This window comes from Paraburkholderia sp. A3BS-1L, from assembly GCF_051125215.1.
Taxonomy (GTDB): domain Bacteria; phylum Pseudomonadota; class Gammaproteobacteria; order Burkholderiales; family Burkholderiaceae; genus Paraburkholderia.
Genome location: NZ_CP120443.1, coordinates 1,176,514 through 1,201,477, shown reverse-complemented (window position 1 = coordinate 1,201,477; position 24,964 = coordinate 1,176,514). Strand labels below are relative to the sequence as shown.

The following is a 24,964-nucleotide window of genomic DNA, read 5'->3' as shown; positions in this document are numbered from 1 at the left end:
ACCGCCGAAACAGGTCATGCCGCGGCCCGGCAAGCACGGCCGCCTGATGTGCCGACAGGCGGCGACGAGCGGTCGAACTACTCCGGCACGCCGGCCCGAACTGTGAACTCCTGCTCGGCGCCCGCTTCGAACGCCTCGTCCTCGCGCGCATATGCGCCATGAAATTCCGCAGAAAGCGGCTCGACGGGATAGCCATCGCGCTCCCAGGCGTCGAGGCCGCCCTTGAGCGCGTGAGCGTGATGAATCTGCTTGCTGCGCAGCCGGCTCACGATGCGCTTGGCCGTCGCCTCGTTCGGGCACACGCAATACACCACAATCGCGCGCGCGAGCAGTTCGGGCGCGAGCACCTCGGTCGAGTCCAGATCGAGCGGACGCGCGCCCGGAACGCGATAAGCCTCCCTCTCGCGCACGCTTTGGGGGCGTGCGTCGAACACGAGCGGCGGCAGCGGCGATTTCATCATCTCGTCGAGCTGCGCGGGCGAAATCCGGTGGGTGGCCAGCCAGCGGCGCAACTGCATGCGGCGCACCCAGCGATAAGCGAGAAATAGCAGGCCCGCCAGTGCGAGCACGTCAAAAATGGTCCAGCCGTTGGCGCGCACGAACATCGCGAAGCGGGCAATTTGTGTGTGCAAGGCCGCCCCGCCGATGAGCCATGTGCCGGCCCAAAGCGTTGCCCCCACGGCGTCCCAGATCAGGAAAAGGCGCAGGTCCATCGACGTGGTGCCGAGCAGCGGCGCGGACATGAGTCCCAAGCCGGGCACGAACTTCGCCACTGCGAGGATGGGCGCGCCGTGGCGCTCGAACACATTGCGCGCCACACGAATCGTCGTATCGAGCGAAAGCGAAAAGCGGACGAGCGAATTGAGCAGGCGACGGCCGCGCATGCGGCCCGCCGTAAACCAGAGCGTATCGGCGAACAAGGTCGCGACGACCGCAGCCAGCAGCAGACTCGCATACGACGCTTCCTGTCCCGCGGCCATGGTGCCCGCCAGTATCAACACCGGCGCAGCGGGAACCGGCGCGCCCAGCTGCGTCACGAGCACGCTGAGAAAAACCACCCCGGCACCGAAATCGGGCGGGATGGCGGTGGGAAGCGTCCACATATCGGGATTTCCTGCGCGAAAACGTTTTAATCCGAAAGCAAATTGATGTGCAGATGCAGCACGAAGTTGGAGATTACCCTAACCGGGTGCATTTTTGCTTGCCACCTTGCTTCGCGTCGCGCAACACACCATCTCGCCCACATCAACTCAGCGCCGCGGCGGTTGCAACAGCCGTGCGAGCGCACGAACGACTCATGCGAGAGCAGATCGCTCACCCGTCCGGCCCCGCGGCGCGAGAGCAACGCGTGCGCCAACGGATCGCGGTACTGGAAGTAGTGCTCGTAATCGCCCAGAGTGCCGGCGGACATGTTCAACGCCACACGACGCGCATTTTCCTGCACGCCATCCCACACACAGGAACCCAGAGTCCGCGTGCAGCAGGTCGGGCATGAACCGCCCCACTTCGAGCCGCAGGTCGCCCTCGGGCAACGTGCGGTCGGCCATCAGCTTGAAGACGTTGGAGCGCAACGCCAGTTCGCGGCTAGTGAGAAGCATGCGCGACGTGAATGACCGTGAGTTGAAAAATGCCTGGATGGCTGCCGGGTCGACCCGTTGCCATTGTGTGCACAAACATCGGAGCAGCCGCAAACATCAGAGCGTATTTAGCGTTCCCGGCCCATTCAAGAAAACCCGTGCGTGCGCGCGACCGAAGCCGGGAAAGAAAAACGGGCGGCAAAAGCCGCCCGGGAAAACACACGCCGGTTGAGTTTTCACGTCACCGGAGCTTGCACACTACGCGATGAATCCAATCGCCGAATCCTCAATAAAGACGACAAAACGCATACGAACATTCATCGCATGCGAGCTTCGATTCATTGAATCACGCGTGTCACGCCGCGTCCGCGCGGATCGGCGGCCGCCTCCGGCGTATCGCCGTCGATGCGGATCGCCTGGATGTCGCCGCTGAAGTCCTGACCCTTGAGCACGTAGCCCTTGGCCTCGACCTGCTTGGCGAGATCGCCGTCGATCGGATGGTACGGCTCCCAGAAGATCGTGTTGGGCGGCAGCAGTTGATGATGGAAGCGCATCGCGCCCACCGCGTCCTTCAACGGCATCTTGAAGTCGTAGATGTTGTTGATGACCTGGAAGATCGACGTGAAGATGCGCGAGCCGCCAGGCGTGCCGATCACGAGCGCCACCTTGCCGTCCCGGGTGAGGATCGTGGGGCTCATCGACGAAAGCGGGCGCTTCTTCGGCGCAATCGCATTCGCATCGCTGCCCACCACGCCGAACATGTTCGGCACGCCCGGCTTGGCCGAGAAGTCGTCCATTTCGTCGTTCAGCACGATGCCCGCGCCCGGCACCACCACGCCCGAGCCGAAGTAGCCGTTGATCGTATAGGTGTTCGACACGGCGTTACCCCACTTGTCGACCACCGAGAAGTGCGTCGTCTCCGCCTTTTCGGGCATCTTGTTGCCGTGCGCCGCGTCCGCTTTTTCCGGCATCGAGGTGCCGAGGCCAGGCTGCACGCCCTTGGTGTCCGACGGCTTGTCGGGGTTCACGTCGGCGGCGCGTTTGGCGAGATAGGCGTCGTCGGTCAACTGGGCAACCGGCACCTTGTAGAAGTCCGGGTCGCCGAGGTATTGCGCACGATCGGCGAACACGCGCTTTTCGATCTCCGCGATCAGATGGATGTATTGCGGCGAATTGAGCGGCACATCCTTGAACTGCGGCGCGAGCATCGCCTTCATCTTGAGCAGTTGGACGAGACCGACGCCGCCCGAGCTCGGAGGCGGCGCCGTGATCACCTCATAGCCGTTCCACCTGGCTTCCACCGGCTGACGCCAGACGGCCTTGTACTCCTGCAGGTCGCGCTTGGTGATGAGTCCGTGGCCCTTCATCGACGCCGCGATCAGGTCGGCGGTCTTGCCGTCGTAGAAGTCCTTCGCGCCCTGGGTCGCGATGCGCGTGAGCACGGCCGCAAGATCAGGCTGCTTGAAATTCGCGCCCTCTTTCATCTCGCCAAAGAACTGGTCGAAATTGGTCTTGCCGCCGAACTCCTTCGACGCCTCCTCGCGGCGCTTGGCCAGTTGCTCGTCGACGACGAAACCGTCGCGCGCGTACTTGATCGCGGGCTGCAGGACCTGCTTCCATTGCAGCTTGCCGAAGCGGCGCTGGGCCTCCCACATGCCCTCGACGGTGCCCGGCACGCCCACGGCGTCGTAGCCATAGAGGCTCTTGCCCTCGATCACATTGCCCTTGTCGTCGAGGTACATGTTGCGCGTGGCCGCCAGCGGCGCGCGCTCGCGATAGTCGAGAAAGTACGGCTTGCCGTTCACATACAGCGTCATGAATCCGCCGCCGCCGATGTTGCCGGCTTCCGGGTACGTGACCGCCAGCGAGAAGGCAATCGCGACCGCCGCATCGACGGCATTGCCGCCTTCCTTGAAGATCTGTTCTGCGGCGTCGGCAGCGTACTTGTCGGCAACGGCCACCGCCGATGCGTTCAGTACGGCGGGACGCTGCTGCGTGTCCTTCGCAATGGCGGGCGTGGCTTCGAGAAAGCCCGCGGACAAGGCGGAAAGCGAAACGAGTGCGAGAGCAGCAGCGGAAATTTTCGTTCTATCGACCAGCTTCATTGAGTGACCTCCATGATTCGGTTCATCGAGCACCAACTTACGACCCGGTTTTTCATTCGACTTTCAGCCCGGATCCTGCGCTTATAGCACGCACAGAAAACGTTTGCGATCAGGCCATCCGCCGATAGCCATCCCCCGACAAGCAAAAGCGAAATCGGGCGAAAAAATCAGGTATTGCCGTGCCGCCCGCGCGCGATCTCTTCGCCTGCGTTGGCGGGCAAGCGCATCGTCACCGGGATCGAAGCCACAGAAAACAGCGCCACGACAAAGAACGCCGGCCAGAAGTCCGACCACACGATGGTCGAATGCCCCTGTATCCGATGCGAAATCTGCAGCACGATGCCCGCGATGGTCACGCCGAGCCCCAGCGAAACCTGCTGGATCACGCTGGCGACGCTGGTGGCGCGGCCAATGTCCCGGGTGGGAATGTCGGCGTAAGCGAGCGAGTTGAGGCCGCTGAACTGAAGCGAGGGAAACACGCCGCCCAACAGCACCACGAGCCAGATGAGCCAGACAGACGTGCCCGGCGTGAACAGCCCATAGACGGCAATGGACGCGCCCGCCAGCGCGGCGTTGACGATCAAGGTGCGGCGAAAGCCAAAGCGGCCCAGCACACGCGAAACTACCGACTTCATGAAGATCGAGCCGAATGCCGACGCGCACGTGATGGCGCCTGAAACAAACGCTGTCATGCCGAGCCCTTCCTGCAGGGTGAGCGGCAACAGAAACGGTACGGCGCCCAGTCCGATGCGAAACAGCGACCCGCCAGCCACGCTCGCGTTAAAACTCGGGATGCGCAGAAATTTCAGATCGAGAACGGGCCGTTCGACGCGTTGCGCGTAGAGCCAGTAAGCGCCCAGCAGCAGCGCGCCGGCCACGCACATCGCCACGGCTTTCGCATTGGAAACCAGTTCTCCGCCCACGAGCGAGAGGCCGAGCATGAAGAGCGAAGCACCGCCCGCGGAGAGGAGAAAGCCGATCCAGTCGATGGGTCCGGGATGCTCCTCGTGCATGTTCGCGATGTGGCGGTTCGCAAGCCAGATGCCGAGCAGGCCAATCGGAATGTTGACGAAGAAAATCAGCCGCCAGTGCAGATACGTCGTGATGAAGCCACCGAGCGGCGGCCCCATCACGGGACCGAGCAAGGCCGGCACGGTGAGATAGTTGACGGCGCGAATGAAGTCCGATTTGGGCAGCGAGCGAAAGATGATGATGCGCCCCACGGGCACCATCATCGCGCCGCCGATACCCTGCACGAAACGTGCGGCCACGAACATCTCGAGCGACCTGGACGCGGCGCACAGCAGCGAGCCCGCCATGAAAATGCCGATGGCGGTGCGAAACACGTTGCGCGAGCCGAAGCGGTCGGCAACCCAGCCGCAAATGGGAATGAACACGCCCAATCCGATCACGTAACTCGTGACAGCAAGCTTGAGTGTGATGGGGCTTTGGCCGAGATCGCGGGCCATCGCGGGGAGCGATGTGACGATGACCGTCGCGTCCACGTTCTCCATGAACATCGAGCACGCGACGATGAGCGGAACGATGAAAGTGCCTAGGGCAAGGGGCATGGGCGGAAACGACAATCAGCGGGGCTGATGGCGTAAAGCTGCCATTATGGCACTGTGTTGCCAAAAACGGTGAATCCGCAACAGATGAAGCGGCGCACAAAAACATGAAGCAGCGCGCCGGGAAAATCACGAGGGCCGTGCGGTGCATTACCGCATTCACGCGGCAACGCCCTTCACGGCCCCTGCATGGCGGAGACGAAATGCGGCTCAGCCTGCCCTCAAAACGCCGCCTGCTTCACGCGGCTCACGGCCGGCGCCAATTGCGGCAGCACTTCTTCCGCAGCGCGTTTCACATCATTCGGGAAGTCGATTTCAATCCACGGCGCGCCGGTGACGTCCGCGGTTTCGAATTCGCTGCCGCGTTCGAGCAGCAAATCACGCAACGCTTCTTCGTGCGGCATGTTCGCACGACCCGTATCGACATAGCCTTCGACGATTTGCGCAAAGCGGCGCGCCGTCGCTTCGTTCAGGCGGAAGAAACCCACCGATTCACCAATCGTGTCGTACTTCAAACCGACTGCGAGCTGCTTGCGCAGTTCGACGGGCACGCCATCGCGCAGGCACAGCTTCACGGGTTCGTCGCCCGCCTCGAAGTCGCGGTCGATCAGCAGGCGGTTGGCCGGCGCCTCGCCCGCCACGAGCGGCGCGAACACGCGCTCGTCGTAAAGCACGTCGGCGTCCATCAGCAACACGTCGCCGCCGCGCGTGAGCGCTTGCGCCGTGCGATGCACCGTGAGCACGCTGCCGAGATCGAAGCGCGGATTGAGCACCACCTCCACTTCATGCGGCCAGCCGATGCGCTTGATCTCGGCCTCGACCAGCTCCGGTTGAAAGCCGAGTGCGAGCACGACTTCGGTCACACCCGCCGACTCGAGCATCTGCAGATGGCGCTCGAGCAGCGTCAGGCCCTCGAATTGCAGCAGACATTTCGGAAACTGTTCTCCAGCGGGTTGCTGAAGGCGCAGGCCGAGACCTGCCGCGAGAATAATGGCGCGCATGCGTTCCTTGGGTGAAAAAAATCAATCGGCAACTTCGACAGCCGGCACGCTCACCGCACGCCGCCGCTGCCAGCTACGTTCGCTGATATGCAGGTAAAGCAGGCCCGGCAGGCCCAGTACGATTTCTCGCGCGCGCTTGGCGAGCGAGAGCGCGAGCGCCGCCTCGGGCGGCAGACCGACGAGCGGCGCGAGCAGCAGATACCCGCCCTCCTGCACGCCGAGCGAGCCGGGAATGGCGAAAGCCGCGCCGCGAATCGCCTGGCCGATGCTTTCGAGCAGCAGCGCATCGACCCAGCTAACGGGGTGACCGAGGAAATGCAGCGCGAGCCACACCTCCACGGTGCCGACGAGCCAGCCCACGAAGCTCAACGCGAAGCTGGCCGCCGCGCGGGAGCGATCGGCATAGAGCGCCTTGACAGCGGCGTCGACGGCATCGGCTCGCGTGGCGAGCGCCGACCAGTCGCGCTTGCCGAACACCTTCGAAGCGAGACGCAGCACGCGGCCGAACAAACCGCGCCGTTGCGCGGCGTAAAAAAGGCCGATCAGGCCGGCGAGCACGCCGGTCGCGATCAGCGCGGCCATGCCGAGATTGCGCGGCGCGTCGTCCGCTGCGCAGACCGAAAAGAGCACGATGCCGAACACCGCGAAGACGATTTGCGCGAGCGCCTGCAGCGTCGTGCTCACCGTGATGGCCGCAGCTGCGTCGCGCATGGCCATGCCGCGCTGCGCAAGCTGACGCACCATGACGACCGGACCGCCGATCTGCCCTGCGGGCAGCAGACTGTTCACGGACTCGCCGCTCCAGCGCGCGAGCACCGCGTCGCGCCGGTCAACTTGCCCGCTCTTGCGAAACAGCACCGCGATCGCGCCGGCATCGAGCACGAGCGGCACGACGTGGAACGCAGCCACCAGCGCGAGCCCCCAGCCGGCCGCTGCGAGCGCGCCCGTCACCGAGCCGATGCCTTGCCATGCAAGCAGTGCGATGAAGAGTGCCGTGCCGACCGACAACAGCAAAATGGCAATGCGGCTCACACCGGGCCTCCGGCCTTGCCGCCGCCCGCGCGCGCGGACTGGAGCGCCTTGCGGAACACCTGGCGAAAACCGAAGTACGCGATGGCGTCCTTCATGTTCGAGATGAAACGCCGCCACGGGCGCATATTCGGGTTCGTCACGTATTCGAACGTAAGCGACACGCGTACCTCGCCTTCGCGGCTGGGCGTCACGCGATGGCGCAGCTTGTCGCCGTCAAACAGCACGAGCGCGCCTGGCGGATATTGCACGGCACCCGGCTCGTCAGGCTTGCTGTCGTCGCGCGTGTGCAGTTCGTAGTCGAGAATGCACGACGATTCGTCGATCACGCCCAACAGCACCGTATAGCGACGGCCGTCGTAATACGAGGTGTCGTAATGCCAGCCGATGTGATCGCCCGCGCGCGTGTAGTAATAGAGCGCGTAAGCATGCGGATCGTCTTCGGGAGAAAGCTGAAGCCGGTCCCCGGTGATTTTTTCGAGCCACGCGATGAGCTTCGGCGAGCGGTACAGCTCCGCGATATACGGCTGCAAGCGGTCGATCGTGTGACGGCTCACGCTGCCACCGGCCTTGTGGCCCGGGATGAAATTGCGATTGACCTCGGGCATGAGCGCGTTGGCGGCATCGATGAGCCGCTGCGTCGCGTCGCGAGGCAAGAAATCGGAGAGATAGAGGAACGAGCCCTGATTCACGTACTCGTCGCGCAGTTGCGCGGCGTCCAGCTTGCCCAGCGCCTGGCCGATTGCGGCATCAGGCCGTGACGCCAGTCCGGCTGCCGACGCGGCGGTCGGTGCACCAGCGAAACGCCCGGTGGACGCGACTTGTTCTTCTGCTTGCACACTCATCTGCTGATCCAGACCTGACGGGTTTCCTTGCCCGAGCTCACGCGGCGCGTGACGCGCCAGTAGTCGAGCACCACGTAGATGGCGAAAAGCGGCGCGCCGAGAGAAGCGGCCACCACGAACGGCCCGACGATCCCGGTGAGCGTGACGAGCGGCAACAGATAGAGAACGTCCTCCGTTTCGAAGCCGCCGATGAACGCCTGCTGGGTGCCGGCCTTGCCCGCCATTTCCTCGATGCGCATGCGCAGGAAGAAGATCACGGCAACCGCCACGCCCGCGATCCCGCCAAGCACGACGGGCGGCACTCGCCATTCGGTCGCGGGGGCGCCGGTTGCGGCAGCCACGGCGCCGAGCCCGTAGCCCATGCCGAGAAACAACAGAACGGTCGTTACCGCGTCGGCGGCGAGATCGTAGAAATGGCCGATGCGGCTGGTCTTACCGCTGATCCGCGCGAGCTCACCATCCGTGTGATCAACGAAATTCGACAAGACAATCAAGAATGCGCCAATATTGACATTCAGGAAGTCGCCGCGCGCCAGATAGTAAGCCCCGACGAGGCCGATCAGCAAACGCAGCGTGGTCAGATGATTGGGCGTAACGCAGGTCGGCACGAGCGGCGTCACGAGCCAGCGCGCCGCGCGCGCGTCCCATGTGCGCGGCTGCGGCACCGTTCGCGGAGCGGGTTTCGGGGCCGCACTGGGGGACGTGTTTGGGACCGCGCTTGGGACCGCGTTTGGGACCCCGTTTGGGACCACGCTTGGGACCGACTCGGCAGATTTGTCTTTTCCAGTCATAACCGCGAAATAATATACGGCTTCCAGAAAACTTGCAGATTTTCCGGATGCGCAAGCGAAATTGAAAGGAACAATGAGACCACGTCGCCCGGGACTCGCAAGAGGGTCCCACAATGTGGCACCGGAAACGGCACCGCAAGCAAGTTCGCCCGAACCCGCGTACAGTGCAATCCGCTGTGCGCGCGCCCCAGGCAACGCGTGGGGATGCCGGGCATCAGCGCGACTCACTCGCCAGAATTTCAATGAAACGTCTTACTGCTGCTTTTCTGCTTGGAACGCTGCCCTTCGTGCCTCTCGCAGGCCATGCCGCTGCACTCGACGATGGGCTGACCTGCAAGGAATCGGCGCACCAGTTCATCTCCGGGCTCATCGACCAGAAGCTGATCAACGCAAAGCCCATGAGGGTCGAAAGCAATTCGATCAACGCGTTCTGGCCCGCGAGCGGTCAGCACCTTACGGCCTATGGCTTCAGCGTGTTCGCGATCGTCGGCTTCCAGCAAGACGACCCGCTATTCCAGACCGGCAGCGGCAAGCCGATCGCGCGCTCGGCATATGGCGCGGTGGTCGTGGCCACGCAGGCCCGGGTGCAGGAAGCGCTCGACGCGGCCGGCAATACCGCCATCGTCCATCATGCCGGGCCGTTGCTGACCGCGATTTTCTGCCAGCAGGACTGAGCGCCCTCTCGCCGGCGCCTTATTGATTACCGTGTGATTGCGCCGTCACGTCAATCGATACGGCCGAAGCCGCCTTCGACCCAGGACTCGGCTCGCGCCTTGGTCAGCTTGAAGGTGGGTGCGACTCGCACCTGCGCGATCTGCTCGCCGAACGCGTCGAGCGCCGTGAGCAGCGCGTAGGGTTCGTATTCGTCGGGCACGATATCGAGAGTCACGTCGATGTCGCCGTCGTCGGTCTGCACACCCAGGCGCTTGTGCAGCATCGCATGCAATTGCTGCTCGTGGCGGCGCAACACCTCGGATGCCGTTTTCACCAGCGTGTTGAACGCCGACGTGTCGAGCGGCTTCGGATTCTTCTTGTCGCGGCCCATGGTCCAGGGACCAACCAGTGCGGGCTCGGGCTCGCCATCCTTGATCATTTCGACGGCCCAGCCGTCATCGTCCTCATTCTTGATGACACGCGCCATCCAGCCGTCCTTGTGCCACAAGCGCGGGTCCTGGACCACTTCGGACGAGCCGGCATCCGGATCGTGCAAGGTGTCCCCGGAGGGATCGGCGGGAGAGACAGCGGGCGAAGAATCGGTCATGGCGGTTTCCATCGGGTTCTGCGGAAGCTGCCCGTTGCATCGCGGGCAGGGGCAAGATTTTAACCGCAAGCGTCCGGCCAGCGGCCATGCTCCCTTCCCGCGCCATTGTTCGGTTCGCCGTGAATTTGCCCGATTTCAAATAGCGCAGTCCTTTAGCGCATGCATCCGAAAATGGCCGCGACCTGTGCGCGCCAAAACGCGGCAATAGACTTTCATCGTTTCTCGCAACACTATTTTGCGCGCATCAATTCGAACTGAAAATATTTCAATATCAACGGGCCAAAAAAAAAACGCGGCCCGGAGGCCGCGTGAAACAGATGAAAAAGACCACCCTTGGTCGAGGGCTGGGTGCAATTGTAACGCCGACATCTCTTTCAATAGAGACCCCGATTTGGAACAGTACCTTGCACAAATCGATTGAAATATCTCGTAATACACGTCATGATAGCGCTCAATCCCGACCGATAGGCCACCTACGGCGTCGCGCCCACACAACATGTCTCAAATGGCGCATTTTGTCGCATCGTCCATTTATCCAGAAAAATCGTTTCAACGCAGCAACTTACAAATATAAAAATCGCTATTACGATTTTGAAAATGTATTGTTTCGCCGCACAGAACAAAACATCGAGATTGCCGGAATAAACTTCGCTCCGAATCTTCAGACCACAGGAACACCGCAGCATTCGTTCCCCGTGAGATTCCCAAGTACAGTTCGGAGTTAAAAGCATGAAAAAAACCTTTATTGTCGCAGGCATTATTGGTGCATTTGCAATGAGCGCACATGCACAAAGCACCGTAACCCTTTATGGCTCGCTGGATGCCGGCCTCCTCTATGCGAACAACGCTGGTGGCCACAGCCAGTGGGCGCAGGGCACCGGGGCGTTGTCGCACAACTACTTCGGCCTCAAAGGCGCTGAAGACCTTGGCGGCGGCATGAAGGCGATCTTCACGTTGGAGAGCGGCTTCAACCTCAATAACGGCGGCTACCAGAACGGCGACAATGGCTTCAACCGTCAAGCCTTTGTCGGCCTGCAGAGCGACAAGTACGGCACGCTGACTCTCGGCCGCCAGTACGACTCGATGAACCAGTACCTCGCGCCGCTTTCGGAAGCGGGCATGGGCTACGGCAACAACCTGGCCGGCCACCCGTTCGACAACGATAACTTCGCGCAGTCGTTCTCGATCAAGAATGCGGTCAAGTACTCGAGCGCGAATTACGCGGGCTTCCAGTTCGGCGGCATGTACGGCTTTTCGAATGAGGCCGGGGGCTTCTCCAACAGCCGCGCATGGAGCGCAGGCGCATCGTACAACCGCGGCCCGCTCAATCTTGCGGCTGGCTACCTGCAGTTGAACAACTCGGGCACCTATGGCGGCAACGCCAATGGCGCAGCCTCGGCTGACCAGAACATCTCGGCCCGCTCGCAACGCAGCTTCGGCGCCGGTGCGAACTATACGTACGGCGCGGCGCAGTTCGGTTTTGTGTATTCGCACTCGCAGATCGACGGTCTGCAAAGCCTCGGCAGCGGCGGCATGAATATCGCTGGGGTCAGCGGCCTGAACCTGCACCTCAACAACTACGAAATCAACGGTTCCTACCACTTTACGCCGGCGCTCTCGCTCATGGGTTCGTACACATTCACTGACGGCACCGTGACCGGCACCGGCGCTGGCGATCAGCATCCCAAGTGGCACACCGTCATGGTCGGCACCGACTACTCGCTCAGCAAGCGCACCGACGTCTATCTCGCCGGCGTGTACCAGCACGCATCGGGTTCGCTCGGCATGCAGAACGGCGTGCCGATCGCCAACGTCGCGGCAATCAACACGCTGTCGCCTTCGTCGACGGGCAACCAGGTTGCCGCAACGATCGGCCTGCGTCACCGCTTCTAAAACGGACCGGCTTGCGCCTCGCAGCGCAAGCCTTCGGGCAGGCCGCGAGGTTCGCCGCTCTGCCCGCTTTCTACCCAACGCACATGCGGCACAACCGCATGTGCGTTTTTTGTTTCGCTTCGTTCATGCGGATTGTTGCGCTGCCTTCCCCCGACTCGTTCCCTGGGCCTTGCTCCGAATTTTTCTCGCGCGTTTTCTCAATTTCGTATCGGCAACTTTCGTAGTGCTATCGCGGCTAGCTCGCACGCCAGGTTCGCCGTGTTGCATCTTCTTACTTCTGCGTGAACCTGCACTGTCAGACCTGTGCGTATACTCATCTACACGCCCGCCGCAGCGCATCGCGCGCTGCTTTTTCCCTGCATTCGCTACGACGCCCATGAATATGCTCACGCAACGTCTTGCCGCCGCCTTGCCGCTCGCACTCGTCGCCGCCTGCGGATCGTCGCCGCCCAGCACCAGCTCGGGCAATGGCGCAATGGTCTACGCATCCTCGGCACGCTCGCCTTCGTCAATCGCGAGTTGCCTCAGAAGCCATCTGTCGCACACGCATGAATCGCACTCGGGCAACGCCACCGAACTCGCGATTGGCTCGAGTTCGAACGCCTCATACTTCGTCTCACTCACGCCGAACGGCAGCGGATCGGTAATTCGCGTGACGCACGGAGCGTCCAGCTCGAACGATCTGCCCGAGGAAAATCTGCGCTTCGCCGTGGCGCGCTGCGCAACCTGAGTTATCAAGCGGCGGTCTCGATCGGCGCGCGGTGAATTCCTCGTGTACCCCCTGTCACGAAGCCGTCGCATCTGCGAAGATTGCGCCCTCTTTCGACTTTGCACTCACACTGCTTCATGGCATCAGGGACCGCACATCACGCCACCGGCTGGGCTGCCGGCGTTATCGCCGCTGCAATCGTCACGCACGCCGGAGCGGACAGCCCATGGCATCTCTATGCCGCACTAGCGTTCGTTGCGGGCGTGGCCGGCGGCACTGCGCCCGACTGGCTGGAGGTTGCATGGTGGAGCAAGAAGCGCCGACTCTGGATTACCCATCGGACCTTCACGCATTGGGGCGTGGGCTGGATTGCCCTGCTTTGGTGGTCGTATCGCGAACTCGGGCATCTGCCCGTTGCCGCACCGGCATTCGGCTTCGCGTGCGGCGGTCTGATCCATTTGTTCGCGGACTGGCCGAATCCTCTCGGCGTGCCGTGGATCGTGCAGCGCCACTCGTTGAATTTGTGGCGCAGCGGCCGATGTGATCTGATCGTTGTCGCGGCCTCGTGGGTTGCCGCGTGGTTCTTCGCCGTGCATGGCGTACCGCATGGGTGGTCGCTCGAGCCGCTACGCCGGCTTGCCTGACGCTTGCAAGCTAGCAACGGTCGCATTGATTGACTGACTGCGCAGCAGATCGCGGTGCGCACGCGACACACAGTTTGATCTGCTATCCAAATTAAATGAGCGCGCCGCCTGACGGCTGTCCGGCCGTGCCTGGTGCGGAGAACAGGATCGCGCGCAGGGCCCGTTCGCGGTTGGCGTTGTTACCGCCGGGTTCGAGAAACGCACGTCCAAAGCGCTATTTGAATTTCCTATCGGAAACTTCGAATACGCAGCGCGGTTTCCGGTCGGAAAAATAACGCCGCTGCCCGACCAAGCCCTTTCACGACCCTTCGACGCATTCGTCGCGCCCCACCCTTCGACCGATGATCAGCCCTGCGTCATACGCGGATTCCAGCGCGCGGCCAACGGCTTCCGCACTGACCAGATGGCAGTCCACAGTTTGCTTGCCGGTCAACTCGAAGCGCTCGATGCCGAGCGTTCTACGCGAAATGGCCAACAGCAGTTCGAGACGTTCGTCGCGCATTTTCTTCTCCAAACTTGATCTATATCGTCCAATCAAATAGCAAGGATCGCCATACGATTCGCCGCGTGACCACGCGACGCTGATCGAGGCTCTAATCAAAATTCTTACTGAAAGACCTTTTCCACGACGACAAGATCCATGGCAATCTTTAAAGATGGTCAATTCGGTTCCCTAGTAGCGCGAATCGAAACCATACGATCTGTCGAACCCGCGTGACGCCGATAGTCAGATTGCAAACGTTAGTCATCCGGCCGATGTTTCCTAAAGGCGACGGTTTGCTATGATCGGAAACGTGTCAGAACACCCGATCCTGCTCGTCACCACTCATGGACTCCACGCTCACGCAATCAGCGGCTTCGTCGACCGCAGACCTCGGCCGCCGCGTCCGCGCCGCCCGCCTCGTTCTCGACCTGACGCTCGAACACGCGAGCCAAGCGTGCGGCGTGTCGCGCTCCACGCTCTCCAAAATCGAAAATGGGCTGATGTCGCCCACCTTCGACGTGCTGCAGAAGATCGTTGCCGGCCTGAAAATCGACTTGGGCGAGTTATTCGGCTCGACGCCGAAGCTCGACTTCGGCGGCCGCCGCGCACTGACGCGGCGCGGCGCAGGCAAGCCGCACGCGTATCGCGGCTACGAGATGGAATTGCTCGCCACCGAGCTTGCGCACAAGGCCATGCTGCCGTTTCTCGTGCGCGTCACGGCCCATTCGGCGGACGCATTCGAAGACTGGGGACGGCACGAAGGCGAAGAATTCATCTATGTGATCAGCGGCAGCGTATGTCTGCACACCGAGCTCTACACCCCCACACATCTTGAGGCCGGCGACAGCCTCTACTTCGACAGCCGCACCGGCCACTTTGCCGTTTCCACCAGCAAGGAAGACGCGCTCGTGCTCTGGATGTCGACGGGCGCCACGGTGCCCGGCGCACTCGAAGCCGCCGAAGCCACGGAAGCGGCCCCGCCGCCCAGCAAGCCGCCCCGTTCCAAAAAGAAACTTCCTGCAACCTGAGGCACGAACGCTTTATTTGCCTTTGGCACCGCCCGAGCGCCCCTTGCCTCCGGTGACGGCGGCCGCGTGCGAGCGTTGGCGCCCGCGCCGCACCGCCGGGGTGGTATGCGCTGCCGCATTGCGTTCGCGCGCGGCTTCCCTCACTGCGTCTATCAATGCTCGGCCCGCGGCCGTCGGTTGGGTGTCGGTGCGCTGGATCAGCCCGACGGGCTCCTCGCCGCCCGCGCTTGGCACCGGCAGACGCACCAGCGTCCCCTCGCGCAGATCGTATTCGACCGCCCCAGATGGCACGAACCAGACAGCCTCGTTTTCGAGTGCAAGGGCGCGCCCCACCGAGACCGACAATAATTCGACGAACGAGGTAAGCGGAGGCGCGCCCCACGCCGCCAGCAGACTGTCCGCGGCCTGACGAATCAGCGTTCCGAACGGCGGCAGCACGAGCGGAAACTGCGTGGGAAACGGCGCAAGCAGCGGCGCCGATCCAACCTCCTGCGCGAGCGGATGACCCGAGCGCACGACCACCGCCAGCGGTTCGTTATAAAGCTGCTCGAAGCTCAGTCCCACCATGCGCTCCGGATCCGCAAGACGGCCGACCGCGAAACTGATCGCCCCTGCTTTGAGTCGCTCGAGCAACTCTGCGTTGGCAGCCGTCATGAGCCGCACGCTCACGCGCGGCCACTCGCTGCCGAAGCGCCGCAACGCGGCAGGCACGAGTGCGGTCGCCACGGTCGGCAACACTCCGATATCGAGCGTTGCCGCCACCACGCCCTCTTCGCGTGCCAGCAGCGCAACCCCCTGGCGCAGCGCGCTCACGCATGCGCTCGCGTGCGGCATGAAAAGCTGGCCCTCCCGCGTGGGCACCGCCCCGTGACGGCCGCGTTCGAACAGCCTCACGCCGAGCGCCGATTCCAGTTCGGCGATCGTCTTGGACACCGCAGGTTGCGTAATCGAAAGGCTCTCAGCCGCCTGCTGCACGCTGCCGAACTGCGCAACCGCGAGAAAGCACTGAAGGTGACGAAATTTGACGCGCGAGTCCGCAAGCCGGTTTTGCATAACGATTGGTTATACGAGACGCGAGAAAACGTCATTTTGCATAACTTTTCGCCTTGGATAAAGTGGCTGCATGCGCGCGCTGCGACCGTCCGCCGCGTTTCGCACCCTCTTACCACCATCCTGCCAGGAGACACCCCATGGATGAGTCCTTCCTGTCGCCGCGCGACTTCGACTCGCATCCGGCGTATGTCTATCCGCCGTACCGCTCGTCGGTCAAGCGCGGCCCGACCTTGCCGCTGATTCCACTAAAGGAAAAATTGCGCAATCTGCATGCGCCTGTGTACGGCGCGGAAGAACTCGGCGCGCTCGATCACGATCTCACGCGCAATGCGGCGCGTAATGGCGCACCGCTCGGCGAGCGCATCATCGTCACAGGCCGCGTGCTGGACGACGGCGGCAAGCCGGTGCGCAACTCGCTCGTGGAAATCTGGCAGGCCAACGCTGCGGGACGCTATGTTCACAAGCAGGACCAGCACGATGCGCCGCTCGATCCGAATTTTCTGGGCGCGGGACGCTGCCTGACCGACGACGAAGGCCGCTATCGCTTTCTCACGATCAAGCCGGGCGCATACCCGTGGGGCAACCACCCCAATGCGTGGCGGCCGAATCACATTCACTTCTCGCTATTCGGTGATTACTTCGGCTCGCGCCTCGTCACGCAAATGTATTTTCCCGGCGACCCGCTGCTCGCCTACGACCCGATCTTCCAGGGCACGCCCGAGCAGGCGCGCGATCGCATGATCTCGCGCTTCTCGCTCGACACCACCGAAGAAGGCTTTGCACTCGGCTACGAATTCGACATCGTGCTGCGCGGCCCGAACCAGACTCCCATGGAGCGTTGATCATGGCACTCAAGGAAACGCCTTCGCAAACCGTCGGCCCGTACTTCGCCTACGGGCTGTGCCCGCAGCAATACGACTTCGACTTCAAGAGCCTCTTCACGCCCGAGATGGCCGGCCCGCAAACACCCGGCGAGCACATCACGCTGATGGGCCGCGTGATCGACGGCGACGGCAAGCCGGTCTTCGACGCCATGCTGGAGTTCTCGCAAGTCGATGCCAGCGGCCAATATCCCGCGTCGCGCGCGCAAGTGGCCGAAACCGGCTTTCGCGGCTTCGCGCGGGTGGGCACCGGCACGGACCCCGAGCAGCGCTTCATCGTACGCACGGTAAAGCCGGGACGCGAGCAACCGGACGAAGCCCCGCACATCAACGTGATCGTCATGATGCGCGGCATGCTCACGCACACGTTCACACGGCTCTATTTCGACGACGAGGCCGCCGCGAATGCCGCTGATCCGGTGCTCGCCTCGGTACCCGAAGCGCGTCGCCACACCCTGGTCGCGCGGCGCACCGAGCAGTCTGGCAATATCGTCTATCACTTCGATATCTGCATGCAGGGCGAACGCGAAACGGTGTTCTTCGATCTGTGACCTGAAATCCGTCGCGCACTTTCATGCGGCTTTCACGGACGCCTCAAAAAATCGCAGCGGCTGCGATTTGATCGCGGAACTCCCAGTCGTACCGTGAAGAAGCCTGCCTTGAGCAGGCTTCTTTTTTGCAGCGCGTCAGCCGAGCGGGCGCACGCCGATCAGCACGCCATGGAGCCAGAAAGCGAATACGGCCCACGCGGCGAGTCCACTCACGACGACCAGCATGTCGCATGCAAACGTGCCCTGCGCGCGTACGACGCCAGCCTCGCGATCGCGCCGCCGGTCTGCACGCAGTTTGATCAGCGCCCAAACCAGCAATGCGCCAAACAGGACGATGGCGTGCAGCGTGCCGTTGGCGAGCAGATGCGCGAACGCCCAGAGCGCCACGCCGCTCAAAAAGGGCTGGCCCAGCGCACGCTTGAGGTGATTGCCCGGCACGCAGGCGGCCGCAATCATCACGAAGGCAATCGCGGTAAGCAATGCGGTGACATGCGCCATTCCGAACGGCGGGAGCCAGACCGGCACGGGATAGCGCCGTGCAAGGCCGTAGCCCCGGACGATGAACACGACGCCGAGAATCGACAACAGCCCGAAGCAAGTGCGCCACACAGGCATGCCGAACCGCTCGATCTGCGCCTCGCGCCATGGTGCAGCCACGACACGAATCAAATGCATGGCGATGAAAATTGCCAGCCCCAACACCAGCAACGCCATATTAGCCCCCCTGAATGCGGCACTAGCGCAATGGCCGGCATTGTTGCGCAACGCCATGGCGCGGCCAATCGGCAAGAGCAACAACCTGCCGATGAATATGCGCTTAAACGGCTTATGGTCAAACCGGAACGGGCGGATACGAAGCGCCATTGATTAAATGGCAATATCCACCAAAAGGTATTTTTAAAACGATACTGAAAATACTGCCAGAACCGGCAAAACCACCAGACAGCCTGCCGCGCAACACCTCGCCACTAGCAGCGGAAATGCTCTATGTCCTGCCCCGCATGCTTGTAACGCAACAACCAGGACGGCATGTCGCCTTCCCCATTCCAGGTATTGCCGTATGCATCACGGTACATCGGCTGCCGTTCACTTTCGGCAATGGATAATTCAAGATCTTCGAGCGTAATGTCGTACTCTTCCATGCGGCGTTTAATCCACAGGATGAGCCGTTCGCGCGCCTCACCGTCGAGGTCGAACATCGGATAATTCCTCTCGCATCGCAAGAACCAGGCGTCGATCGATATCGATTCGTCTGCCCTGAAAAGACGAAGGCTTCGCCAGTTGCCGCGAAGCCCTGCTGCACTGATGAGGTGGCCGGGGTATGAAACCCGCGACCGGTTCGGAGGGGATCTGAGGTCCGCTGCTCCACTCGCCAGAATGTGCCGCTAAAAATGCACGGCGACTTGCTGCAAGCGGAGCCCATCATACCTTGCGCGAGCCGCCCAGATCAAGCGGTTTGACGCCCGCGAGGCCCACACGGAGCGCTCGCGGGCGTCGAGCACGACGCGCCCATGGAGCCGCCACGGGACCACTTACGAAGCGCTGGCCCGCCGATTCGCGGCACGCGCGCCATCGGAGTCGGCATCGTCCGCTCCCTCGTCGCGCACCACCAAGGACGGCAACGACTGCGCGCCGCTCGCCGTGCGCGCGAGCACGGGCCGCAGTGCCGCGCCGGTGTGGCTCGCGGCCACCTTCACGAGCCCCTCCGGATGCGCCGCGCCGACAATCGTGCCGCCGCCCACGCCGCCCTCGGGGCCGAGGTCGATAATCCAGTCGGCTTCGGCGATCACGTCGAGGTCGTGCTCGATCACGACCACGCTATGCCCTGCGTCGGCGAGGCGATGCAGCACGCGAATGAGGCGCGCCACGTCCGCCATGTGCAGGCCCACGGTGGGCTCGTCGAGCACGTAGAGCGTATGCGGCGCCTTCTGCCCGCGCCGGGTGACGTCGTCGCGCACTTTGGAAAGCTCCGTGACGAGTTTGATGCGCTGAGCCTCGCCGCCCGAGAGCGTCGGCGACGGCTGACCGAGCGTGAGATAGCCAAGCCCGACGTCCTTCATGAGTTGCAACGGATGGGCAATGTTCGTGATCGCGCCGAAGAACTCCACGGCCTCGTCGATTTCCATCGTCAGCACTTCGCCAATATTCCGGCCGCGCCACGTTACAGCCAGGGTTTCCGGATTGAAACGCTGGCCATGGCAGACATCGCACGGAACTTTCACATCGGGAAGGAAGCTCATGCCGATCGTGCGCACGCCCTGGCCCTCACACGCCGGGCAGCGGCCGTCGCCGGTATTGAACGAAAACCGTGACGCGCTGTAGCCACGCGCGCGCGCCTCGAGCGTATCGGCAAAGAGTCGGCGAATCGCGTCCCACACGCCGATATAGGTGGCGGGACACGAGCGCGGCGTTTTTCCGATCGGCGTCTGGTCGACTTCGAGCACGCGGTCGATGGTTTCCCATCCGCTAATTGAGTCGCAGCCCTGCCACACATGCGAAACATCGAGCTTCGGCTTCACGCTCGTGCGCGCCAGAACGCTCGAGCGGCGCTCAGCCGCGCCTGGCGCGCTTTCCTTCGCCGCCTTGCGCGCGCGGCGCTCTGCCGGCGACGACAGCACCGACCGCCCCACCGCGTCGAGCAGATTCGAAAGCAGCACGTCGCGCGCGAGCGTCGATTTGCCCGAGCCGCTCACGCCCGTGATCGCGACGAGGCGGCCGAGCGGAATCTGCGCGGTCACATCGCGCAGGTTGTGCAGCTTGCCGCCATGCACCGTAAGCCACTGCGCGGGCACCGCTTCGCGGCCCGCGCGCGCCGGTTTCACCTCGCGGCGCGACTGCAACGGATGCACGATCGGATGCGCAAGATAGCGGCCCGTGATGGAGTCCGCCTGGGCCGCGAGATCGGCGACCTTGCCCTGCGCGACTACGCGTCCGCCGCGCTTGCCTGCGCTCGGCCCGATATCGATGATGTGATCCGCGCGGCGGATCGTGTCTTCGTCATGCTCGACGACGACGAGCGTGTTGCCCTTCTCGCCGAGACTGCGCAGCGCATCGAGCAGAATCTGGTTGTCGCGCGGATGCAAGCCGATCGTCGGTTCGTCGAGCACGTAGCACACGCCCTGCAGATTGCTGCCGAGCTGCGCAGCCAGGCGGATGCGCTGCGCCTCGCCGCCCGAGAGGCTCGGCGCGGCGCGATCGAGGCTCAGATAGCCGAGCCCGACTTCTTCGAGAAACTGCAAACGGCTGCGGATTTCGCTCACCACGTCGCGCGCGATTTGCGCGTCGCGTCCGTTCAATTCGAGCGATTCGATCCAACGGCGCGTTTCGGCCACGGTCCACTGTGCGACATCGACGATCGCATGCGCGTCGAAGGTCACCGCGCGCGCCTCGGGATTCAGGCGCGTGCCGTGGCAATCCGGGCACGGCTCGTCGACCATGCCCTCCGGCTCCTGCTCTTCCGATGGCAAAGTCTGCTCGCGGCCGCGATCGTCGGCGGCAAGGACGGTATCGTCATAGACCGCGCGCTGCTCGCGCGTGAGCGCAAGGCCGGTGCCCACGCAGGTCGTGCACCAGCCGTGCTTGCTGTTGTACGAGAACATGCGCGGATCGAGCTCGGGATAGCTCGTGCCGCACACGGGGCAGGCACGCCGCGTCGAGAGCACTTTCACCATGCCGATGCGCGCAGTCGAATTGCCGTTGCCAATTGCATGATCGAGCCCGTCGAGCGGCGCCAGCAGATGCATGACACCCTTGCCGGCTTCGAGCGTCGTGTCGAGCAACTGGCGCAATTGCGCCTCGTTTTCGGGCTCGATCACGAGATCGCCGACCGGCAACTCGATCGTGTGCTCGCGGAAGCGGTCGAGCTTCGGCCACGGCGCCACCGGCACGAATTCGCCATCCACGCGCAGATGCGTATTGCCACGCGCCCTGGCCCATTTCGCGAGATCCGTGTACACGCCCTTGCGGTTCACGACGAGCGGTGCGAGCAGTCCCACGTGCTGGCCGCGATGCTCGCGCAGCAGCTGCGCGACGATGGCATCGGTACTTTGCGACGTCACGGGCGTGCCATCGTGCACGCAATGCTGCACGCCGAGCTTCACATACAACAGCCGCAGGAAGTGCCACACCTCGGACGTGGTCGCCACCGTGCTCTTGCGGCCGCCGCGCGACAGACGCTGCTCGATGGCGACCGTGGGCGGAATGCCGTAGACCGCATCGACCTCCGGCCGCCCAGCGGGCTGCACGATGGAGCGTGCGTAGGCGTTCAGCGATTCGAGGTAACGGCGCTGGCCCTCATGGAACAGAATATCGAACGCGAGCGTAGACTTGCCCGAGCCCGACACGCCGGTAATGACGTTGAACCGGCCATGCGGAATGTCGACGTCGAGCGCCTTGAGATTGTGCTCGCGCGCGTTCACGATGCGCACCACGTCTTCGCCCTGAATCTCGCGGCGCGCCTGCGCCGCGCGCAACGCCGTCTGCAGCGCCACGCCTTCTTCTTCGGCAACTAGCGTGCCGACACCGTTGCCGAGCGCGGCTTCATAACGTTCGAGCGCCGCGCCCGTATGCGAGCGCGGGCAAGCGGTCACGTCGTCCGGGGTGCCCACGCACACCACCTCGCCGCCCGCGTCGCCCCCTTCGGGGCCGAGGTCGATCAGCCAGTCTGCAGCACGGATCACGTCGAGGTTATGCTCGATCACGAGCAGCGAATGGCCGCTCGCCAGCAGCTTGCCGAACGCACGCATCAGCTTGGCGATGTCGTCGAAATGCAGGCCGGTGGTGGGCTCGTCGAACATGAAAAGGCGCCCGCCCGCTGCGGTCTCCTTGCTCCCCTTGCCGTTCGCCTGCGCCGTTTCCGCGAGATAGCCCGCGAGCTTCAGGCGCTGCGCCTCGCCGCCTGAAAGCGTCGGTACGGGCTGCCCGAGCTTCACGTATTCGAGGCCCACGTCGACGATCGGCTGAATCACCCGCAATACTTCGACGTCCTCACTGAAGCACTGCGCCGCCTCGCTCACGGTGAGATCCAGCACGTCCGCCACCGAAAGCAAGCGGCCGCCGCGCTCGATCTTCACTTCGAGCACTTCAGGGCGGTAGCGGCTACCGTCGCAGTCCGGGCAACGCAGATAGACGTCGCTCAGGAACTGCATTTCGATATGTTCGAAGCCCGAGCCGCCACAGGTCGGGCAACGCCCCTCGCCCGAGTTGAAGCTGAACATGCCCGCCGTGTAGCCGCGCTGCTTCGCGAGCGGCGCCTTGGCGAACAGCTTGCGAATCTCGTCGAACGCGCCCACGTAGCTGGCCGGATTCGAGCGCGCGGTCTTGCCGATCGGCGACTGGTCGACGAACACGGCGTCGCTGATCTGCCCGGCGCCGCTTAGCTGGCGATAGACGCCCGGCGCTTCGGTCGCCTTGCCGAGATGGCGCGCGAGCGCCGGATACAGCACATCCTGCACCAGGGTCGATTTTCCCGAGCCCGATACGCCCGTCACGCACACGAGCCGCTGCAACGGAATGTCCACCGTGACATCGCGCAGGTTGTGCTCGCTCGCGCCTTCGAGCACGAGGCGCGGCGTGTCCGCATCGACGGCTCGGCGTGTCCAGTGCGACGCGTCGGCGACGGCCCGGCGACCGCCCAGATACTCGCCCGTCAAGGTGCCGGACGAGCGGATGTCGTCGGGCGTGCCATCGTAGACGATCGTGCCGCCACGCTCGCCGGGACCCGGCCCCATGTCGATCAGACGGTCGGCGGCCAGCATCACCGAGGGATCGTGCTCGACGACCACTAGCGTGTTGCCGGCGTCGCGCAGGCGCTGCATGGCCTCGACGATGCGGTTCAGATCGCGTGGATGCAGGCCGATGCTCGGCTCATCGAGCACGAACAGCGTTTTCGTAAGCGACGTGCCGAGTGCGGTGGTCAAGTTGATGCGCTGCACCTCGCCGCCCGAGAGCGTGCGGCTCTGGCGGTCGAGCGTGAGATAGCCGAGGCCGACGTCGCACAGATACCTCAGCCGCGTGCGCACTTCAGCGAGCAGCAACTTGAGCGCGTCGTCAAGCAGTGCTGAGGATAGCGAAAGACTGTCGAAGAAGCGGCGAATGCGCTCGATCGGCAGCAGCATGACATCGTGCAGCGTGAGGCCGGGCAGCGCTTCGAGCTGCGCGCGCGACCACTCCACGCCGTGCGGCATAAAGCGCGCTTCGGGCGCGAGCACTTCGCTGGCGTTCTCGCCGGTGCCGAGGCGCCATTGCAGCGCTTCCGTTTTCAGACGCGCGCCGCCACACGTTTCGCACGGCGTATAGCTGCGGTACTTCGAAAGCAGCACACGAATGTGCATCTTGTACGCCTTCGACTCCAGATACTGGAAGAACCGCTTGACGCCATACCACTGCGATTGCCAACTGCCCTTCCAGTCAGGCGTGCCGTCGAGCACCCAGTCGCGCTGCTCCTGCGTCAGTTCCAACCACGCGGTGTCGCGTGGGATGCCGGCCTTGGCGGCGTAGCGCATCAGGTCGTCCTGGCACTCCTTCCACGCGGGCGTTTGTAGCGGCTTGATCGCGCCGCCGCGCAGCGTCTTGCGCGCGTCGGGAATCACGAGCCCCCAGTCGACGCCGATCACGCGGCCAAAGCCGCGGCACACCTCGCACGCACCGTAAGCCGAGTTGAACGAGAACAGCGCCGGCTGCGGATCCGCATAGCGCAGATCGCTGTCGGGACAATGGAGGCCGGTGGAAAAACGCCAGATCAGCGGCTCGGATTTCGCATCGGAAACGTCGGCGGCGCCGTTGGTTTCCGATACGACATAAATGTTCACGCGTCCAGCGCCGCGCCTGAGCGAAGCCTCGATCGCCTCGATCACGCGGCTCTTTTCGGCGTTCTGCAAGCGGAAGCGGTCGGCCACCACGTCGAGCATCTTGCGCGTGCCGTCGGCGGTCTTGACTTCGCGCTGCGCCTGCACGCGCGTATAGCCGCTCGCGGAAAGCCACTGCGCGACTTCTTCTTCAGTAGTCGTCTCGGGCAGTTCGACCGGAAACGTCACGACGAGGCGCGGGTCGTCTGCCGCCGTGCGTGCGCGCAATTCCGCGTAAATCGTCTCGGGCGTATCGTGGCGCACCGGCTGCGCGGTCACGCGGTCGAAAAGATTCGCGGCACGCGCGTAGAGCAGCTTCAGGTGGTCGTTGAGTTCCGTCATCGTGCCGACCGTGGAGCGCGAACTGCGCACCGGATTGGTCTGGTCGATGGCAATGGCGGGCGGCACACCGTCGACGCGATCGACCTGAGGCCGGTCCATGCGGTCAAGAAACTGACGCGCATAGGCACTGAAGGTTTCGACGTAACGGCGCTGACCCTCCGCGTAAAGGGTGTCGAATACGAGACTCGACTTGCCCGAACCGGACGGTCCGGTCACCACCGTCATTTGGCCGGTGTGCAAATCGAGGTCGAGATTCTTGAGGTTGTGCTGGCGGGCACCGCGGATTCGAATGGATCGGTTATCGCTCACTTGCGCTGGCATTCCGGCTGGATCAAATGCAGGATACCGGGCGGTGCC

23 protein-coding genes are annotated in these 24,964 nt (G+C 63.4%); 9 read left to right on the top strand and 14 right to left on the bottom strand.

The window, feature by feature from the left end; all coding sequences use genetic code 11:
• Positions 1-77: 77 nt before the first annotated feature.
• The 8 genes from P5W99_RS20620 to P5W99_RS20585 all read right to left on the bottom strand — a co-directional run bounded on the left by P5W99_RS20620 (position 78) and on the right by P5W99_RS20585 (position 8,790).
• The gene (locus P5W99_RS20620) at positions 78-1,103 is read right to left on the bottom strand and encodes a VTT domain-containing protein (protein WP_421026957.1); all 1,026 of its coding nucleotides are present in this window, start codon (positions 1,101-1,103) and stop codon (positions 78-80) included.
• A gap of 26 nt (positions 1,104-1,129) precedes the next feature.
• Complete coding sequence (locus tag P5W99_RS20615) at positions 1,130-1,411, bottom strand: hypothetical protein (RefSeq protein ID WP_421026956.1); 282 nt, start codon at positions 1,409-1,411, stop codon at positions 1,130-1,132.
• A 504-nt stretch (positions 1,412-1,915) separates the two neighbouring features.
• The gene (gene ggt / locus P5W99_RS20610; protein WP_434662708.1) at positions 1,916-3,682 is read right to left on the bottom strand and encodes a gamma-glutamyltransferase; all 1,767 of its coding nucleotides are present in this window, start codon (positions 3,680-3,682) and stop codon (positions 1,916-1,918) included.
• A gap of 167 nt (positions 3,683-3,849) precedes the next feature.
• Positions 3,850-5,253 carry an MFS transporter gene (locus P5W99_RS20605; RefSeq protein WP_434662706.1) on the bottom strand — a complete coding sequence of 468 codons (1,404 nt, stop codon included), beginning with the start codon at positions 5,251-5,253 and terminating at the stop codon, positions 3,850-3,852.
• Positions 5,254-5,471: 218 nt separating this feature from the next.
• Complete coding sequence (locus tag P5W99_RS20600) at positions 5,472-6,251, bottom strand: NTP transferase domain-containing protein (protein WP_421045922.1); 780 nt, start codon at positions 6,249-6,251, stop codon at positions 5,472-5,474.
• A 21-nt stretch (positions 6,252-6,272) separates the two neighbouring features.
• Entirely contained in the window at positions 6,273-7,283 is a 1,011-nt protein-coding gene (locus P5W99_RS20595; RefSeq protein WP_421026952.1) for a flippase-like domain-containing protein, read from the bottom strand.
• Entirely contained in the window at positions 7,280-8,125 is an 846-nt protein-coding gene (locus P5W99_RS20590; RefSeq protein ID WP_421026951.1) for a HalD/BesD family halogenase, read from the bottom strand. Before P5W99_RS20590 ends, P5W99_RS20595 begins: the two co-directional genes overlap by 4 nt.
• Positions 8,122-8,790 (bottom strand): CDP-alcohol phosphatidyltransferase family protein, encoded by a 669-nt coding sequence (locus P5W99_RS20585; RefSeq protein WP_434662702.1) that lies wholly within the window; start codon positions 8,788-8,790, stop codon positions 8,122-8,124. The genes P5W99_RS20590 and P5W99_RS20585 overlap by 4 nt, the downstream gene beginning before the upstream one ends.
• A gap of 368 nt (positions 8,791-9,158) precedes the next feature.
• Here P5W99_RS20585 and P5W99_RS20580 point away from each other — a divergent pair, with 368 nt between their 5' ends.
• Positions 9,159-9,590, top strand: a complete 432-nt coding sequence (locus P5W99_RS20580) for a hypothetical protein (protein ID WP_421026949.1) — start codon at positions 9,159-9,161, stop codon at positions 9,588-9,590.
• A gap of 50 nt (positions 9,591-9,640) precedes the next feature.
• Here P5W99_RS20580 and P5W99_RS20575 read toward each other — a convergent pair whose 3' ends face one another.
• On the bottom strand, positions 9,641-10,177 hold the full coding sequence (locus P5W99_RS20575) for a hypothetical protein (protein ID WP_421026948.1): 537 nt from the start codon (positions 10,175-10,177) through the stop codon (positions 9,641-9,643).
• A 308-nt stretch (positions 10,178-10,485) separates the two neighbouring features.
• On the opposite strand from P5W99_RS20575, the gene P5W99_RS20570 reads away from it, so the two are divergent.
• The 4 genes from P5W99_RS20570 (at position 10,486) to P5W99_RS20555 (ending at position 13,423) form a co-directional block, all read left to right on the top strand.
• Positions 10,486-10,902 (top strand): hypothetical protein, encoded by a 417-nt coding sequence (locus P5W99_RS20570; RefSeq protein WP_434662699.1) that lies wholly within the window; start codon positions 10,486-10,488, stop codon positions 10,900-10,902.
• Between the two features lie 4 nt (positions 10,903-10,906).
• Positions 10,907-12,070: a porin gene (locus P5W99_RS20565; RefSeq protein WP_421026946.1), complete on the top strand. Its 1,164-nt coding sequence runs from the start codon at positions 10,907-10,909 to the stop codon at positions 12,068-12,070.
• A gap of 376 nt (positions 12,071-12,446) precedes the next feature.
• Positions 12,447-12,800 (top strand): sugar ABC transporter ATPase, encoded by a 354-nt coding sequence (locus P5W99_RS20560; protein ID WP_421026945.1) that lies wholly within the window; start codon positions 12,447-12,449, stop codon positions 12,798-12,800.
• A 116-nt stretch (positions 12,801-12,916) separates the two neighbouring features.
• Positions 12,917-13,423: a metal-dependent hydrolase gene (locus tag P5W99_RS20555; RefSeq protein WP_421026944.1), complete on the top strand. Its 507-nt coding sequence runs from the start codon at positions 12,917-12,919 to the stop codon at positions 13,421-13,423.
• Between the two features lie 298 nt (positions 13,424-13,721).
• On the opposite strand, the gene P5W99_RS20550 is transcribed toward P5W99_RS20555, so the two are convergent.
• Positions 13,722-13,925, bottom strand: coding sequence for a DUF6900 domain-containing protein (locus P5W99_RS20550; RefSeq protein WP_421026943.1), 204 nt, complete (start codon positions 13,923-13,925; stop codon positions 13,722-13,724).
• Between the two features lie 326 nt (positions 13,926-14,251).
• Between P5W99_RS20550 and P5W99_RS20545 the strand changes: the two genes are divergently transcribed.
• A complete protein-coding gene (locus tag P5W99_RS20545; protein ID WP_421026942.1) occupies positions 14,252-14,935 on the top strand; it encodes a helix-turn-helix domain-containing protein in 684 nt (227 codons plus the stop codon).
• A 12-nt stretch (positions 14,936-14,947) separates the two neighbouring features.
• Here the strand turns inward: P5W99_RS20545 and pcaQ are convergent, their stop codons facing one another.
• Positions 14,948-15,988, bottom strand: coding sequence for a pca operon transcription factor PcaQ (gene pcaQ, locus P5W99_RS20540; protein ID WP_421045914.1), 1,041 nt, complete (start codon positions 15,986-15,988; stop codon positions 14,948-14,950).
• Positions 15,989-16,125: 137 nt separating this feature from the next.
• On the opposite strand from pcaQ, the gene pcaH reads away from it, so the two are divergent.
• On the top strand, positions 16,126-16,830 hold the full coding sequence (gene pcaH, locus P5W99_RS20535) for a protocatechuate 3,4-dioxygenase subunit beta (protein WP_421026940.1): 705 nt from the start codon (positions 16,126-16,128) through the stop codon (positions 16,828-16,830).
• Positions 16,830-17,420: a protocatechuate 3,4-dioxygenase subunit alpha gene (pcaG, locus tag P5W99_RS20530; RefSeq protein WP_421027104.1), complete on the top strand. Its 591-nt coding sequence runs from the start codon at positions 16,830-16,832 to the stop codon at positions 17,418-17,420. The genes pcaH and pcaG overlap by 1 nt, the downstream gene beginning before the upstream one ends.
• Positions 17,421-17,555: 135 nt before the next feature.
• On the opposite strand, the gene P5W99_RS20525 is transcribed toward pcaG, so the two are convergent.
• Entirely contained in the window at positions 17,556-18,134 is a 579-nt protein-coding gene (locus tag P5W99_RS20525) for an NnrU family protein (RefSeq protein ID WP_421026939.1), read from the bottom strand.
• Here P5W99_RS20525 and P5W99_RS20520 point away from each other — a divergent pair.
• Complete coding sequence (locus P5W99_RS20520; protein WP_421027109.1) at positions 18,094-18,291, top strand: hypothetical protein; 198 nt, start codon at positions 18,094-18,096, stop codon at positions 18,289-18,291. The two genes, P5W99_RS20525 and P5W99_RS20520, sit on opposite strands and share 41 nt — an antisense overlap.
• A gap of 97 nt (positions 18,292-18,388) precedes the next feature.
• Here P5W99_RS20520 and P5W99_RS20515 read toward each other — a convergent pair whose 3' ends face one another.
• Positions 18,389-18,619 carry an H-NS family nucleoid-associated regulatory protein gene (locus P5W99_RS20515; protein WP_035533873.1) on the bottom strand — a complete coding sequence of 77 codons (231 nt, stop codon included), beginning with the start codon at positions 18,617-18,619 and terminating at the stop codon, positions 18,389-18,391.
• 333 nt (positions 18,620-18,952) lie between these two features.
• On the bottom strand, positions 18,953-24,928 hold the full coding sequence (gene uvrA / locus P5W99_RS20510) for an excinuclease ABC subunit UvrA (RefSeq protein WP_434662693.1): 5,976 nt from the start codon (positions 24,926-24,928) through the stop codon (positions 18,953-18,955).
• Positions 24,929-24,964 lie beyond the last annotated feature (36 nt).